12 protein-coding genes are annotated in these 15950 nt (G+C 59.3%); 2 read left to right on the forward strand and 10 right to left on the reverse strand.

Going from position 1 to position 15950, the window contains the following annotated elements; translation table 11 throughout:
• The first annotated feature begins 50 nt into the window (after window positions 1–50).
• The gene (locus AYJ54_RS34135) at window positions 51–1667 is read left to right on the forward strand and encodes an efflux transporter outer membrane subunit (RefSeq protein ID WP_063706084.1); all 1617 of its coding nucleotides are present in this window, start codon (window positions 51–53) and stop codon (window positions 1665–1667) included.
• Between the two features lie 125 nt (window positions 1668–1792).
• Here AYJ54_RS34135 and AYJ54_RS34140 read toward each other — a convergent pair whose 3' ends face one another.
• From AYJ54_RS34140 to AYJ54_RS34180, 9 genes are all read right to left on the reverse strand, one after another.
• Window positions 1793–2236 carry a DUF2721 domain-containing protein gene (locus AYJ54_RS34140; RefSeq protein ID WP_245329197.1) on the reverse strand — a complete coding sequence of 148 codons (444 nt, stop codon included), beginning with the start codon at window positions 2234–2236 and terminating at the stop codon, window positions 1793–1795.
• 138 nt (window positions 2237–2374) lie between these two features.
• Entirely contained in the window at window positions 2375–3697 is a 1323-nt protein-coding gene (locus tag AYJ54_RS34145; RefSeq protein WP_063706088.1) for a TAXI family TRAP transporter solute-binding subunit, read from the reverse strand.
• Window positions 3698–3810: 113 nt separating this feature from the next.
• Complete coding sequence (locus AYJ54_RS34150) at window positions 3811–6318, reverse strand: arylsulfatase (RefSeq protein ID WP_063706090.1); 2508 nt, start codon at window positions 6316–6318, stop codon at window positions 3811–3813.
• A gap of 186 nt (window positions 6319–6504) precedes the next feature.
• Window positions 6505–7476 (reverse strand): AraC family transcriptional regulator, encoded by a 972-nt coding sequence (locus AYJ54_RS34155; protein ID WP_063706091.1) that lies wholly within the window; start codon window positions 7474–7476, stop codon window positions 6505–6507.
• A gap of 568 nt (window positions 7477–8044) precedes the next feature.
• Window positions 8045–8341, reverse strand: coding sequence for a hypothetical protein (locus AYJ54_RS50020; protein ID WP_136624108.1), 297 nt, complete (start codon window positions 8339–8341; stop codon window positions 8045–8047).
• A gap of 319 nt (window positions 8342–8660) precedes the next feature.
• Window positions 8661–9404 (reverse strand): S1 family peptidase, encoded by a 744-nt coding sequence (locus tag AYJ54_RS34160; RefSeq protein ID WP_082905982.1) that lies wholly within the window; start codon window positions 9402–9404, stop codon window positions 8661–8663.
• 443 nt (window positions 9405–9847) lie between these two features.
• The gene (locus tag AYJ54_RS34165; RefSeq protein ID WP_136624109.1) at window positions 9848–10855 is read right to left on the reverse strand and encodes an AraC family transcriptional regulator; all 1008 of its coding nucleotides are present in this window, start codon (window positions 10853–10855) and stop codon (window positions 9848–9850) included.
• 1426 nt (window positions 10856–12281) lie between these two features.
• Window positions 12282–13073: a molybdopterin-binding protein gene (locus AYJ54_RS34175; RefSeq protein WP_063706099.1), complete on the reverse strand. Its 792-nt coding sequence runs from the start codon at window positions 13071–13073 to the stop codon at window positions 12282–12284.
• Between the two features lies 1 nt (window position 13074).
• Window positions 13075–13872 (reverse strand): cytochrome b/b6 domain-containing protein, encoded by a 798-nt coding sequence (locus AYJ54_RS34180; protein ID WP_245329198.1) that lies wholly within the window; start codon window positions 13870–13872, stop codon window positions 13075–13077.
• A gap of 513 nt (window positions 13873–14385) precedes the next feature.
• Between AYJ54_RS34180 and AYJ54_RS48150 the strand changes: the two genes are divergently transcribed.
• Window positions 14386–15618, forward strand: a complete 1233-nt coding sequence (locus tag AYJ54_RS48150) for a S1C family serine protease (RefSeq protein WP_161491927.1) — start codon at window positions 14386–14388, stop codon at window positions 15616–15618.
• Between the two features lie 164 nt (window positions 15619–15782).
• Here the strand turns inward: AYJ54_RS48150 and AYJ54_RS48155 are convergent.
• Window positions 15783–15950, reverse strand: a 168-nt coding sequence (locus AYJ54_RS48155) for an NADH-quinone oxidoreductase subunit D-related protein (protein WP_488226327.1), incomplete at its 5' end; no start/stop codon positions are given.

The following is a 15950-nucleotide window of genomic DNA, read 5'->3' on the forward strand; positions in this document are numbered from 1 at the left end:
TTGGTAGGGTTGCGAGGGGGCATGCGAGCAACTCGGGGGAGGTTGCGTCGATGGTGATTCTCGGGCTCGTCCGGCGCAGAGCTGCGCGCCGCGCCCTGTCGGTGGCGCTGGTTTTGCCGCTGGCTGGCTGCGCGGTCGGCCCGGACTTCATTTCGCCTACGGCCCCGATCACCGACAAGTTTCTCGGCGCGAAGAGCGGCTCGATCAAGTCGGCTCACCGAGACTATCGCGATTGGTGGAAAGGCTTCCACGATCCGACACTCAACGAGCTCGTCCAGATTGCCTACAATCAGAACCTGACCTTGTTGAGCGCGGGGACTCGCGTGCTCCAGGCGCGGGCCGTGCTGGGCATCGCCATCGGCTCGTTCTACCCGCAGGTGCAGCAGGGCACAGGCTCGCTGATCTACACCCAGCCCAGCGCCGCCACGCCGCTCGCCCTTCCGAATGCCAAGCCCACGCAATTCTGGACCGATGCGCTTGCGGCGCAGGCCGCCTGGGAACTGGACTTCTGGGGCAAGTTCCGGCGCGGCGTTGAATCCGCTGATGGTGCCTATCTTGCTTCGATCGCAAGCTACGACGATGTCCTTGTCACGCTTCTGGGTGACGTCGCGGCAACCTATATCGGCATTCGCACCGCCGAGCAGTTGATCGCGATCGCCCGCTCCAATGTCACCAAACAGGAAGAAGTCCTGAAAATCGCAAGGGCAAAATACACCGGGGGCGGCAGCAGCGAACGCGACGTCTTTCAGGCAACTAACGTTCTCGAGCAGACCAAGGCAGCGATTCCACAGCTGACTATCCAGTTGCAGCAAGGGGAACACGCGCTTTGTGTGCTGCTCGGCATCCCGCCCGTCTCGCTGAATGCGCTACTCGCGCGATCGAGAGGCAGGATACCTGTGCCACCCAGCACGATCGCTGCCGGAATCCCGGCGGATCTGCTCCGCCGCCGGCCGGACGTTCGCGCCGCAGAACTTGCCGCACTGGCGCAGAACGCGCAGATCGGCGTGGCCGAGGCGCAGCTCTATCCGGCCATCAGCATCACCGGAACGTTCGGAGGCGCAGCCAGCACCGCCAACGGCCATAACCTGGGCCAACTCGTCAGCTCCAGGGGCATGACCTATGCCGCCGGCCCGTCGTTTCAATGGAATGTCCTCAACTACGGGCAAATCACCAACGACGTGCGCCTGCAGGACGCCAGGCTGCAACAGCTGTTGGTCGATTATCAAAACACCGTCATCAAAGCGCAGCAACAAGTGGACGACGGCATTTCCGCCTTCCGGCAGTCGCGCCTCCAGGTCGGATATCTGCGCAGGAGTGCGGACGCTGCGCGCGGCGCCTTGAGAATTGGGACGGAACAGTACGAGCAAGGGGCTACAGATTTCACGACCGTGCTGACTGCCGAGCAGAATCTGTTTCAGGCAGAGAGCAACGTGGCGACAGCCTTGGCCAATGTCGCACTCGGTGCAACCGCCATCTACCGCGCGCTCGGGGGCGGATGGCAGATACGGGAGGACAGCTATTTCGTGACCGCCGCGACTCGCGACCAAATGCGAGCGCGGACCAATTGGGGAGAGTTGCTGCCGCCGGCCGGCCAGCCGCAACCGCCGGCTCCGGGTCTTCCTTCGCCCGCCGATGTTGGACCGACAGTCCGGCCGCCGGAGTGGTGAATGCGTCAGGTCGGTGCGGCCGAATCGTATCCCTCCGGTGAGGCGCATTTTTTGAGAACTGTCCTCAGTCACCTTCCGCCACCAAACCAAAGCAGATCGGCGAGTTCACTCGCCGTCCTCCGTCCCTATGCGTGGTGGTCGAAATCATGAAGGCCGATTCGCGTTTCGCGGGCGAGATCGATGAGCGACAGCAGGAAAAATGCGAGCGCAAGGATGAAGAAGATCGCTACTCCGTATTCGTGCGAGAGGTGCAGCATGGCGCTGACGAATGCGACGATGATGAGCAAAGATGTCACGATGGCGCATATCGTTGCGTAAAGCACTGCCCTGTTGAGCAGTTCCGCCCGACGCTTGAGGCGGGGAATATCCGCCTTGAGGTATGATCTCTCCCTGTCGGCGTCGTTGATACTGTGAATGAATTGCGAACGGTCGATTATGCGATTGATGCGCGAGATCAGGACAGAGATAAACGCGGCGACCGCGCCCAACAGAAACGCCGGTGCCGCGACACTGCCGATGATCCGGGACAGTTGATCGAGCGAGGGTGCAAGCGAGAGCAAATCATTCACGATTGACGCTTCTCATGTTTCCGATGCTAAGGCGCTTACAGAAGCGTCTAGCGTCGTGTTGGCATCCGGCGAGACACCTATAGTGCGATCGCAGCTAGGCTACCACGTTTGCTGCCATATCGGGATGAGAAGCCGATGTCACGCTGCGGGCGCACGTTCCGGCCTCATTGCGAGTGCGGCACGGCGATAATGAATCAGATTTTCCAGCCGATGCGCCGCCAAATTCAGTGTCCCAGCATCGATCGCGTCCTCATCGCCTGCCGCGGTTTTCGCGAGTTGCGCTTTGAGAATGGTATCGAGTTGATCCTCAATTTCCGAGAGAGCGGCGTCATTGTCGGCGCTCCGTATCCGGCGGGCAAGCATATAGAGCGAATCCAGAACGCCCTCTTTGGCTTCCTTGCCTAAACCCAGGAATTTCCACGCCGCGGCGGCAATGGTGGCGAGAGCGCCGAGCGCCATCGGCGTCAGAAAGATCGCGTTGCTGTATTTGTCCAGGAAGCTCTGCACGTTACCATTATAGAACGCCGCCGCACCGGGATGCGCGGGAAGGTAGGCGTCCTGGTCGGTGTTGGCGGCCGTGATCTGCGCGAGGATCGGAAGCTCGCGCAGAAGATCTCGGCGCGCATTCATGAATGATTGAGTGAGGCTCGCGATCAGATCGGAGTCGAGTTTCTTTTGTGCGACCAGATAGTACGATACCCGCAGCGTCGTGAGATCATCCTCCGGGACCGGAGGTGCTCCGCGCAGCGTGCCTTTTGGTACATCGAAGCTTTCATACGCCCCATGTGTCTGGGCGATCGCACCGGCGGATTCGATCGGGACCAATACCGGTGTGGCCTTCGCACTTGGCTGCACGAGAGATCGAAAGAGGGACAAGTATTTTTCAGTCAGAGGGATGGTGACCAGCAGCGCACCGACATCCTTGTTCTTGAAAGCCTTTCCAGCATCCACAGGCGTGATGTCCTTGAAAGAGACCTTGGCAGCATCGAGGTTGTACTCTTCCGTCAGCGCGGCAACGACCTTTTGGTTCACGTCGCCGCCTACCACACCCACGGTGTGGCCTTTCAGCCCAGTCACGCTGTCGATCGACGAACCCGACGGGGCGGCAATCAGCACTACGGAGCGCGCCACAATCGCGACGGCGCCAGCCCGCGATAAATCGCCGACATCGCCCCGGACGACCGCGAGGTCCACATTACCCGCCGAAAATGCTTTGGCCGCATCCACGACACTGCCGGTATCGATGACCTTGAGCCGAACCGGTGCATTTGTCTCCGCAAACCGACTAGCGATGGCCGACATCGCCTGCACCGCTTCTCCGTCCAGCGATCCAGCGGCGACCGTGAGCGTCGTCGGACCAGTAAAGTACCGATAGGTGAAAAGCCCCGCGCCTGCCACTAGGCATATTGCACCGACAAGCACAACAACGCGAAGCCAAAATGGCAGCTTGACCGAGATCATGCACTTAGCCCCTACGTAACGTCCAGCTCGACGCAACGTGCTCCAATCGCTAAAACTGCGACGGCCTGCGGCATCAGCCGAAGGGGCTCGTGCCCCTTCGGCGTACTCATGTTCTATTTCGCGTCCTGCGCGGTGCGGTAGGCATCCTCCAGCTTCTTCAGGTCGTCCGGCGTCAGCTTCGGCGGCTCCACTGAGATCGTCAATTTGTTGATCTTGCCGGTGAATGGGAACGGAAGTTGATAGTCGCGGTCATCCACCGACGTACCGGTGTCCGCCCCGATGTCAAAGGTCTCGTCGACCGGCAAGGTGAGCGGCACAGTTCGATCCATCGTTTGGGTCGAAACGACCTTGCCATCCACCGTCAGCGTTCCTGTACCGGCACGTCCGATACCGCTCGTACTGTTGAAGGCAAGGGTCGCGAAGCCCATGCCATCGTATTTGAAGTCGAACACAATGGTATGCTTACCGGGCGCAAGCGCACCGGCGCTTTCCCATCGAGTCCGCTTCAGATCAAGCAAATTCCAGGTGAACACTGGCCTGCTCTTCAGCAGGTACATGCCAAATCCACCAAACCGTCCGCCGTCGGTGATAATCACGCCCTCGGCGCCTGCTTGCGGGACCTCGATATCCGCGGTGATGGTGTACGAGGTGTTAAGCAGGTTCGGTGCGTCGCCGCCCGGAATGCCGGTGACGGTCTCACCCGAATAGGTAAAGACCCGCCGGCCTGCCGTCAGGCTCGGTTTCGGCGTGACGAAGCGGGTTGCCGCAGAGGCATCGAGCGGCAGCACCTGATACTTGGCGAACTCGCCAAACATCAGGTCCGTCATTTCCCGCACCCTGGTCGGGTTGGCGGCTGCGACATCAGTATATTGCGTCCAGTCATGCTGGACGTCGTAGAGCTCGAACTTGAATGCCGTGGCCGGGTCCAGGATCGCCGCGCCAGCCAATTCCCAGGGGGCTCGCTTGGGAACGCTGCTCAGCATCCAGCCGTCGTTGTAGAGACCTTGCACGCCCATCATTTCGAAATATTGGGTGCGGTGACGGGAGGGTGCATCGGCGTTGGCCTTGTCAAACGTGTACGCGAGGCTCACGCCCTCGATCGGCTTTTGCCCGATGCCATCGACCATGACGGGTGCGGGGATGCCGGTCGCTTCCAGCAACGTCGGCACGATGTCAATCACATGGTGGAACTGGTTGCGGATACCGCCCTTGTCGGTGATGCGGGCCGGCCAGGAGATCGCCATGCCCTGCCGCGTGCCACCGAAGAAGGAGGGAATCTGCTTCGTCCACTTGTACGGCGTATCAAAAGCCCAGGCCCACCCAACCGCATAGTGGGGGTAGGTCTGGTCGCTGCCCCAAGCATCATAGAACTTCATCTGTTCAGCGACCGGCAAATCGATGCCGTTGAACGGCCAAATCTCGCTTGCCGTGCCGTTGGGCGTACCCTCGGCCGAAGCACCGTTATCGCCGCTGATGTAGATGATAAGCGTGTTGTCGAGCTTGCCCATATCTTCGACCGCCTGGATGACACGGCCGATTTCATGGTCCGCATAGGCCAGGTAGGCCCCGTACACATCTGCCTGCCGGATGAACAGCTTCTTGTCTTCGTCGGTCAGCTTGTCCCAGCTCTTCAACAGATCATCCGGCCAGGGAGTGAGCTTCGCGTCGGCTGGAATGACGCCCAGCCTTTTCTGGTTGGCGAAGATCTGATCGCGTACGGCGTTCCATCCCTTGTCGAAGAGATGCATGTCGCTGACCTTCTTGATCCACTCCGGCGTAGGGTGGTGTGGTGCATGGGTGGCGCCGGGAACGTAATACACGAGGAACGGCATCGAAGGATTGATGTCGTTGAGCTGATTCATCCAGTGGATGGCGTCATCGGCCATCGCGGTGACCAGATTCCACTCGGGGTGGCCGACATACGGATAAATCGCTGTCGTGTTGCGGAACAGGTTCGGCTGCCACTGGCTGGTGTCGCCGCCGACAAAACCATAGAAATATTCAAAGCCCATTCCGATCGGCCACTGGTCGAATGGTCCGGCTTGGCTAGCCTGGTAGGTTGGCGTGTTGTGGTTTTTGCCGAACCATGAAGTACGGTAGCCGTTCTCTTGAAGGATGCGTCCGATCGTGGCGCTGTCCTTGGGAATAATGCTATTATAGCCCGGGAAGCCGGTCGCCGCCTCGGAGATCACGCCGAAGCCAGCTGAGTGGTGATTGCGGCCAGTGATCAGCGCAGCGCGTGTCGGCGAACACAGCGCAGTCGAGTGGAAGTTGGTGTATCGCAGGCCGTTGGCTGCGATGCGATCCATGTTGGGAGTTGGAATGACACCACCGAAAGTCGACGGCGCACCAAAGCCAACATCATCCGTCATGATCAAAAGGATGTTTGGCGCGGCCTTCGGAGGCACCACGCGCGCAGGCCACGCCGGTTTCGACTGTTCAGCGTTGAGGTTGATGTCGCCGCGAAACGGCTGCGGTGGCGGCGGCAAATAACGGCCGTCGATGGTTGTCGTGGCGTCGGGTGAACCCGGAACTCCGGTGGTTTGCTGGCCCACCGCGGATGCCAAGATGAAGACGTTCAACGTCGCAACTGAGATCGCTATTGTGACGAGTTTTCTCATGGCCCGATCCTTCGTGGAACGCCCCCAAAAGGCTAAGCGAAAGGGATGGCGCGCAATCAGCGAGCGTAGTCTTTGGTGTCCAGCGGACGCTATGCAATTTCGGCAAGTCGAGAAGTCCGGACGTTCCAAGCATGATCGATCGCGAGGAACGCGCGGGACCCACGCGTGCGAAGCGCGCAGGATGGACTATGCGCTTTCGGCAGGTGGCGCTTGTGTCTGCGGAGCACGTTGCAGCGTGGTCGAAGGCGATTCACCGAAGGTGGTGCGATACGTCACCGAAAAACGGCCAAGCTCCAGGAACTGATGATTTCGGGCCACTTCCGCGACGCTCGATTTTGAAGGATCGGCGCGCCGCAGCGCGGCGCGAGCCTTGTTCAAGCGCTGTAACAAAAGATATCGTGTGGGGCTTACGCCAAGAAACTCGGCGCAACACATCCGCAACGTTCGCTCGGCCACGCCGATCTCCGCACAAAGCGTTGGCATGTTGAGCTTCTGATCAATCCGCTTGCTCAGCGCTTCTTCGAAGCGAACCATGACAGCGGCGTGATGATGTCTCCCCCTGGGATGGTCGTCCGCCTCGTTGGCGGCCAGGCAATGGATGATGGCGTGAAGCATTTCCTGCTCCAGCGCTCTTGCGATCTCGGGGCGCTCGATCAATTCCTTTCGGCTTTCTGCGAGATGGCAGGCTTGCCTGAACAGGCTCTGGAATCTTGACGCTAGCGCGCGCGAAGGACGTAATATCCTGTTGGCGGGTGGTGATGCGATCAGCCGTCCGGTCAATGCCTTGCCGCCATCGGCAAGTTGCTCGGGCGGTAACGACAGTAACCCCCACTGGCACGTACCGTTAGAGCGTTGATGCACGCGCTCGCCGCTGCTGTGAAGGACCATGTCGCCGTTTCGCAAGGTCAATCCGCCGCATCCGAGAGATGCAGTGGCGACTGGAAACGACAGGAAGGTCCGTTCGCGGAGCAGCGAAATATAGGCAATACGAGGGAGGCTCTCGTAACACCAATAGATTTCCAGATGGTTCAGTTTCAACCGTGTCAGCCGGGCTCTGAAGTCTCCGGCGCCCGCTATCGTGAGGTTGACGCGTACGTCGCCAAACGCGGCCGCGTAACCATCCGGATCGCTAAATGTACGTGTACCGCCTTCTGCCATATCCCATGCCCCATCGGACCGGCGGAACAGTTCTGACCGGTTGAAGCTTCTTGGGTCGCACCAAGGGAGCCAGCATTAGGCAATTGACGCTTTTCGACTATGCGCCTTCGGAACTTCGAAGGTGCATTGCGGAGTCCGACGATTATGCAAGTGGCCGGCGGGAAGGGGGCTCGACCGGGCGCCGCAATCAATTGAAAGACCGCCGTAAGGGGGCGGTCTTTCAGTTGCCGACCGAATGTTTACGGCCGTATCCCCATTTTGCGGCAACAGTCACGATAGGCGTCCATTCCAAGAGCCTGCCTGTCGGCAGTCGCACCGGAAAAACCGACCGATTGGCCTCCTTGACGAACACTGGGCGCAGCTCGCCGGGCATGCTGAGCGGTTCCCGGATCTGAGTCAGCCCGCCTATGAGGACGATATCCGGCGGAGTGGGAGCGCCTATGCATTTACGGCAAGGATCCGCAATTCTTTGCGGAATGGTCGACGGTGAGATCAAGCGACCAGACCAACTGAAACGAGCGGTTGGGGCGGCACAAAATCCGCTTGGGAGTCCGTATAGGAGCTTCGATTAGAACTGGCCGGGTTGAGCAGGTGGACCTGGATAATCTGATCGCAAGTTATTCGGGTTATTGCGATCGAACAAATCTTGCCAAAGGACACAGCCGCACCTGTCGCCATCAACTGGTGGCGGAATTTTCCGTAGGTTCCGAACGACGGAAAGTGAGGAAACTGTTTCTGGCTTGGCTACGCCGATTGTCTTCGGCAGCGAGACATGGCGCGGAGGAGTTGTCTGTGCCGATGCTAGACTGGTCATCCCTAAGACGGGAGCGGTGATGGCGAGCATGCGCAGCAGTTTGAAGAGCATGACATCCCTCCGGCATAGTCGGTTGACGGCTGGTGTGCCTGAAGAACGCAGTCTCATCAGGCCGCCGAGCCCGCCGATAGTAAGCCATGGCAGGTTAGCGCCGACTTCGCGTGGTTGACTATGCAGGTTCGGAATCGAGGAGCGACCTGCCGGTGTGAGCGCGGGCTCAGCTCCATGAGGTCGGCAATAGACTGCCCATGCGTTTTTGCCTTTTCACGCGATCAACCCTGTTGCGGAGCTTGCGCGTGCGGCCGATGGACGTAACTGGCTTCTACGTCAGCCCAAGATGGTTAGCCACGAGGTAGTTACCCACCTGGCCTCAGTCGGCTCGGGCAAATTCGTCCAGCACCTGGACCGGCACGGAGACGACGTTGGGCATTCCCCACGCCGTCGAGATCCGTATTTGACGGGACGCCCATACGATACTCTGCGTGAACACGTTGCTGATGACCGCCGCGATCCGGCCGTCGCAATCGATCACTGGTGCTCCCGACGCGCCATGGTCGATTACAAGGCGGTTCTCGCCTTCATAGAATTCCAAGAGTGCCATGCCGGCGAGCTTCCCGTCATCTCCGAAACGAACGAACCGTCCTCCCACGGGATGCAGGCGGCCGGCCGGATAGGCGAGCGCTATGACCTGCTCGTCCGGCACGAGCGGCTCCCTCCGGATGGCGACGCTCCGCGCGGCGGAAACGGCATGTTCGAGCTCGATGACGGCGAGCTTTTCCGCTTGGACTCCCGCGAGGCGCTGGATCCGCGCGGCGATGAAATGGCTACCCTCTCCGTCCGCGATCTCGAGCGGCTTCCACTCTTCCATCGAGAGCTTCATCCCTGCCGTTACGTGCTCGGCGGTGACGATTGTCGTTGGAGAGAGGAACCAACCGGTGCCTCGCACGCCGATGAGATTCGGACGCGCATCGCGCTCAGCATCATCGAAATGGCGCATGATGCTGACGGTCGAGTGCGCGAGCTGTGCGGGATCGATGCAAGCTGCAGGAATGACCTGTGTGTTTGCAAGCAGAACGAAAAGAGCGAGCACCCCACAACCAATGCGTCCGCGCATTCCAAAGAGTCTCCTTTGCCCGTGCAGGGGAGGGCGAACCCTGCGACAGGGCAATAGAACGGACCGGCTTATCCGGAGGTTTTTTCCGGCGCTCGGGATTTTTCGCGCGTGGTGTCACGCTTTTGTCACAGACGCCCGCGCATTTGCCATTACGGCATCCCCGCCGCGATCGAGTATCGGGTCGCGTTCTAATTCATTAACGTTCGCGAAATCATAGGGTTCCTTGGTCGCGCGTCATGGGATCAGATCGCCGATCTCCGGTCCCGACTGCGGGGAGACGACCAGGGCAGCAATCCAGACAATCCGCCCCTGTGTCGGCCTATCGACTTGCCCAGTTGATCGACATCGCGCTGGAAATTATCGATGACCGCGGTGAGGCCCGGATCGTTCGTGGTGAACCGGGCTGGTCGCTCAGCAGTCCGGCAAGCGTCTGGGCGTGTGGATCAAGCCGCTTGCAAGTCTGTGGCCGCGAGCGATGACGGGCGATTGAGATAGACCTCCGGCTGCTCTGCGGGGTGCCGCAATGTGTCGGATGGCGCTTCTCCGAACAGTCTGCGGTAGGCCACCGAGAAGCGCCCGAGTTCCCAAAAGCCGTGGTTTGTAACAATCTGCGTGACTGTTGCCTTGGACGGATCCGAACGCACAAGCGCCCGTCGCACGAGATGCATTCGGCGCAACGTGAGATAGCGGATTGGGCCCATGCCGAGATGTTCTTCGCAGGAGGCGCGAAGTGTTCGCTCTGCGACGCCGATCGCGGCGCAAATTTCGGTGAGATAAAGCGGCCGGTCAGTATGTGTCTCCAAAAATTCTTCAAACCGCGCGACGATGGTGTCGTGACGACGGGAGCCTGTGCTCGGCTCTACGGCTGCGCCCTCGGCAAGGCACCTCACCATGACATGAATGAGCTCATTCTCTAGCGCCCGGCCGACTTCCGGGATATCCAGAACATCCGGCGTGTCATGGGCGAGTTGCCCGACGCTCCTGTGCAGCTTCAGCAGTCGAAGCATCACCGCGGAATCCGGGCGACTAATTCGTTGATGCGGCGGCTTCGGCAATTCACGCCCGATTATTGTTTCGGCAGCAGCATCCAGATCATCCATCGAAAGAGATATCGTGCCATAATGAAGGTTAGCGTCAGATCGTTGATGTACGACGTCGAACCGGTTCACGATGATGTCGCCGGGCAAGACTTCCAGGCCACAGTGCAGGAAAGGTGACGAATGACGCTCGGTTAGAAATCCAATTGATGTGCGGCCGGGCTTGACCGCGACAGTATTGACCTGTGGTAGGGACACATGGAAGCGCTGCATCCAAAGTCGGTTTATGCCGACCAGGGTAATACCGGCATGAAATCGTCCCTTCGCGGTGGGATACAGCGCCAAGTCGGCAAATCGAATAACCGTTTGGCACGCCGACGGATCAGCAAAACTGAAAACTCTACTCAACGCCACTTCTGTTCTCCCCCAAAACAGAAACTATCCTTTGGTCAAACGAAGGTGCTACGGCGGGGAACGTCAGCTGAACTAATTTCGGATCGCAAAAGCGGAATGGCAGCGAGGGTGAGGCCTGAAATCGAGGGTGACCCGAGATCGCAGTTGTATCCTATATTCATTATCACCTCTGATCAACAAACGGATTCTTGAAGTAAGACCTTTGATGTAAATCAATGCTAGGCCGCGATGGTGCGTCGGCGAATGATGTCTTGCGCCTTGGGATGCCAGTGCTGGTCAATTGAGCGGCGCCTTCAAGATGGTGGATGAGCAGCAGTTCGACAGCCAACGCGAATGCTCGAGGGCAAGCGCAAAGAAGCGAATGCTGTCGATTTGCATAGGCTTCAGTGCGTGGGTGTAGACCTACGTCTCAGCCGCCTGTGTCAACGCATTTCTCTGATGATAGCGCCAGCTCCGACATCGACACCGGAAGCGACAGCGACTCTCCAACTAAGAGTGACTCTCCAACTAAAGATCGGCATTGGCGAATATTCAGGACGGCTGTCTGTATTGCGGTGAAAAAGACGGCACGGGTCAATCCACGTGCTTGAAGTTCGCGCTAGCAAATGCGCGGTAACAGGTGCGGCTATGCAATGATCACCTTATCTCTGCACATAGTAGTCCATGTCGGGGCTGGCATTGATTTCCTTGTCATACGCCTCCTAATCCACGAGTCCTCCATTCGAGCCTAGTACGCCCACAAGGCAAATCAATCACATGCAATACCGGGGTTCAGGATCGTACCCGCTCGCCTTTGCCGTCCGCTCGAGAGTGACGGGATGGCTGCGCGTTACCACAGCGGCTAACTCGTTTCGCGGCGTGGGAGCTATTCCACGCAGAAGCCTTGGCGACCGGGGAACGCTTTCACCTGGAATCGGTCCACATCCCCAAAACCGACTGCTGTTCTGACCGTACACTTCGCCTGGCCCAAACGTTCGGGAACGAAAATACCGGCCATCAAAGTGCTAGTTCGTTTGGGTTTAGCTTAGGCGGTGGAGACATTGAACGCTATACTTCGTCCGGGACCAGGTGGAGCGCTCTTTTTCATTTGGAAACCGCTGCTAACCTATTGAGCTTGCTAGAGGCCACTTTGACCGTTTTTCCAAATCCCCTTTGAGATCATAGAATAATCAAACTGATTTTGATTCCGCCATTCGGAGGTTCGATCCCTCCCGCCCCAGCCAATTGATATTACTCAGCCAAATCGGTTCTTTGTTGCTTCATTTGGAAATGCCGGATTCCGCGGCCCGACGATAGATGGCCGACATCATTGAAGCTGATCTTGCGAAAGCTCCTCGGTGGGTAGTCGTCTTTTGCTGCGCATTTGATTGAGGAGCGTGAGCACGCAGCAGATGACCGTGCCATCGAAGAGAAGAGCGCGACGAGCTTACGAGCCCGCATACCAATCGTAACCTCGGTCTTCCCAATAGCCACCATTGCCGCCGGCGATCTTGGCAAAGCTGTCGACGATTTCGATTGCCCGGATGTACTTGGCCATCTTGTACCCGAGCTGCTGCTCGATGCGCACGCGCAACGGCGCCCCGTTGGCAATCGGCAGCGCCTGCCCGTTAAGCCCGTAGGCGAGGATCGTCTGCGGATGACGGGCGCTGATGAGATCTATGCTCTCGTAGTATAGGGTCTGGTCGCTCAACGTGTCGTCCATCGAATCATAGCAGCGGAAGACCACGTAGCGCGCAGCCGGCTTGATCCCCGCCCGGTCGAGGACGCGGGATAGCTGCACGCCGGTCCATTGGGCGATGCAGCTCCAGCCCTCGACGCAATCGTGCCGCGTGATCTGGGTGCGCGACGGCATTGCCCGCAATTCGTTGAGGCTGAGCGACAGCGGCTTGTCGACAAGCCCCGTGACTTGCAGCCGGTAGCCGGCAAAATCGTCTTTCTGGATGGCGAGATAGTCGTCAGTCTGCGGATCGGTCGAGCCGTTCGGACGTTGGCCTTCCCGGATGGCGCTGGCCGGGTATTCGCGCGCCATCGGCGCCGGCCCTTGAATCGCGCGCTGCGCTTCCCTGGTGAGGACGTTCGCCTTTCGCAGAAAGTTGTGCACGGGATCGCCAACTCCGAGCACGCCATCGAAGGCATCGCAGCCGCCGAGGGTCAGCAACGACGCGGCAGCGCCGAGCTGACCAAGAAGTCGGCGGCGGTCGGGCGCGATCTTGCTCATATCAGGCCCCTCCGCCGGCAGCTTCGGGGTCGTCGCCGCGATACCAACCCGTGATCATCGAGCGCATCTCGTTGATTGGTCCCGCGGCGATCACCATGACGATGTGAACGACGAAGAACAGGACGATGACCAGCATGCCGCAGAAGTGCAGCAGACGGGCAGTTTGGCGGCCGCCGAAAACGTCCAGCAGCCAGGGCCAAGCCGAATCGACACCGGGCGACATTGTGAGGCCGGTGAGGATCATGCCCGGGATAACGAGGATGAGGATCGCGGCATAGCTGAGCTTCTGCAAGACGTTGTAGGAGCGCTTACGCGGGAATTCCAGGCGCAGATGGCTGATGATGTCGCCCGGCAGGAGCCGAAGATCGCTCAGCTTGGGGACGATGTCGTGCCAGAGATGGCCGTTGATCACGCTGGCGCAGAGCCAGACACACCATGTCGGGACGAGGATCCACGCGAAAAAGAAATGGATCACCCGCCCGGTCGCAAGGTCGAAGTAGGAGGGGATCGTCGCCCACTCGGGGAAGGCCTGGTAAATTGGCTGGTCTTTCGATCCGCTCATGCCCAACAATCCAGTGGTATCGAAGTCATGACCCAAAATGCTCGTTACACCGACGATTCCTCCCTCGTGCCTTTCCGCGTGAATGTCGAGGATTGTATTGTTGAACTGCTTGTTGCCGTGTCCTGCCTGCGGACCGAGATACTGCTTGTCGCCGAAGCCTGACTGCTGCCCGAGATAGAGGATCGGATGCGCGTTGAAGATCTGCAGCCCGCTCGTCACCATGAAAAACAGCGTCACGGCCCAGACCCAATGAGTCACTCGCGTCCAGACCGATTGACGATAGAAAAGCTGTGTACGCTTCGTGTCCTTCAAGTCAGCCAAGGTCCATTGAATATTCTCGCGTCAAAGGTCGCCACGCAAGACTGCCGGCAGATCAGGACGCTTACAGGGAATAGCCTGGTTTCGATGTCTGCCGCCGAAACGGTTCGCACGCTGCCGTCCCATCAGCCAATCGGAAACTAGGGATCGAACGCGCGCGCCAGATCGATGTTCCAAGAGAAATTACGTCGGTGGCGCCCGCGTTTGATGCGGGTCCTCTCACGTTAAATTCGGCGTGGACTGAAACAGGCGTCCTCGGCCGACGTTGGCGAACCAAGCAAGAAGCCAAAGGCCCTTGTTCCGACAGCTTCCAACGAAGAGGACTGAGGCACAGCGATTGTTGCGATGGCGGTATCGGGTCTGCACTGGTGGTGGAGGAACGGTCTTCCTGGCTGTTCGTTGAAGGCTCGCCAGTGCTTTGGCTCAGCCCGCGTGCGCCGCAAGAACAGCCTGCAAATCAGCAAGCCTGAGCCGGTACCAGCCGATCACGTTGGATGCATGGAAGCGGAAATGGTTCACGGAAAGTTTGCTTACGGCAGCCTTAGGACGCCGGTGATGAGCGCCGTCTGGGCTTCGGCGTGTCTGGTGATCGGGAGTATCGTCCACGCACAGGCCGTGAATCCAACCGTCGACCATGACGGCGGCGGGCTGGGAAGGTTCGCCGATCTTGCCGAAAAGGCCGGACCGGCTGTGGTTGGGGTCAGTGCCAAGGCGGCCGCGGCAGACGAGGAATCCGGCCCATCGTCCGGACCTGATGGGGCGCCCGATCAAGACACTCCAAGAAGGGCTGTTCCAAGGTCCGAACCGCACGGTCCGGGCGTTGCGCCGAAATCCGGGGACATGATCTCGATCGGCTCGGGTTTCTTCATCTCCCCGGACGGTTATGCGGTGACGAACAACGATATCGTGGCAGGCAGCGATACGGCCGAGATCCGTACGAATGAGGACAAAATCTACCCAGCCAAGATCGTCGGCAAGGACCCGCTGAGTGATCTCGCCCTGCTCAAGGTCGATGGGCGCACGGACTTCGCCTATTTGAAGCTGGCCGATCAACCACCACGCACCGGCGATTGGGTGCTTACGGTAGGCAATTCGTTCGGGCTCGGAAATACTGTCACCGCGGGTATCGTTTCAGCGCGTGCGCGCGACCTGGGGATGGGGTCTTCGGACGACTTCATTCAGATAGATGCGCCGATCAACCGCGGCGATTCGGGCGGGCCGAGCCTCAACACGCATGGCAACGTCATCGGTGTGAACAGCATGATTCTTTCGCCCTCGGGCGGCTCGGTCGGTGTGGCTTTTGCGATTCCCGCAGACACGGTGAATGCGGTGATCCCGCAACTGAAGGACAAGGGCGCGGTCACGCGAGGGTGGATGGGAGCGGAAGTTCAATCGGTGACCCCCGACATCGCCGAAAGTATCGGCGCAAACAATCTTCGCGGCGCCATCGTCATCGGTGTTCAAGCCAGCGGTCCAGCCGCGAAGGCCGGATTAAAGAGCGGGGATGTGATCACGTCGATCGGCGGCGAGCCCATCAAGAGCGCAAACGAGCTCACCAAGAAAGTCCATGCGGCGGCGCCAAGCTCTTCAATCGAGCTCTCCATGGTTCGGAACAAAGAACAGAGAGCATTGACCGTAACGCTGGGCCAGCTTACCGCTCAGTAGAGCACACCTGCGCGGCGATCGGGGCTGCGGCACGACCGCTCAAGCCATCGAGCCCAATGCCCCATCTCTCGCGCCGGAAGACTTCCCAGGTTTGGCTTTGACAACGGCTAGGTGACTCGTTGCTCGTCGACTTGGATCTGCGCGCAGGGTCCTTTTCGCGCCCCTTATCGATCGATCTCCCCAAAGACGATGTCCAGCGAACCGATGATCGCCGAGACGTCCGCCAGCAAATGGCCGCGGCTGAGCAAATCCATTGCTTGCAGATGTGCGAACGATGGCGCCCGGATCTTGCACTTATAGGGTTGGTTCGTGCCATCGGAGACCAGGTAGAC

Origin of the sequence: Bradyrhizobium centrolobii (assembly GCF_001641635.1) — a bacterium.
Classification (GTDB): domain Bacteria; phylum Pseudomonadota; class Alphaproteobacteria; order Rhizobiales; family Xanthobacteraceae; genus Bradyrhizobium; species Bradyrhizobium centrolobii.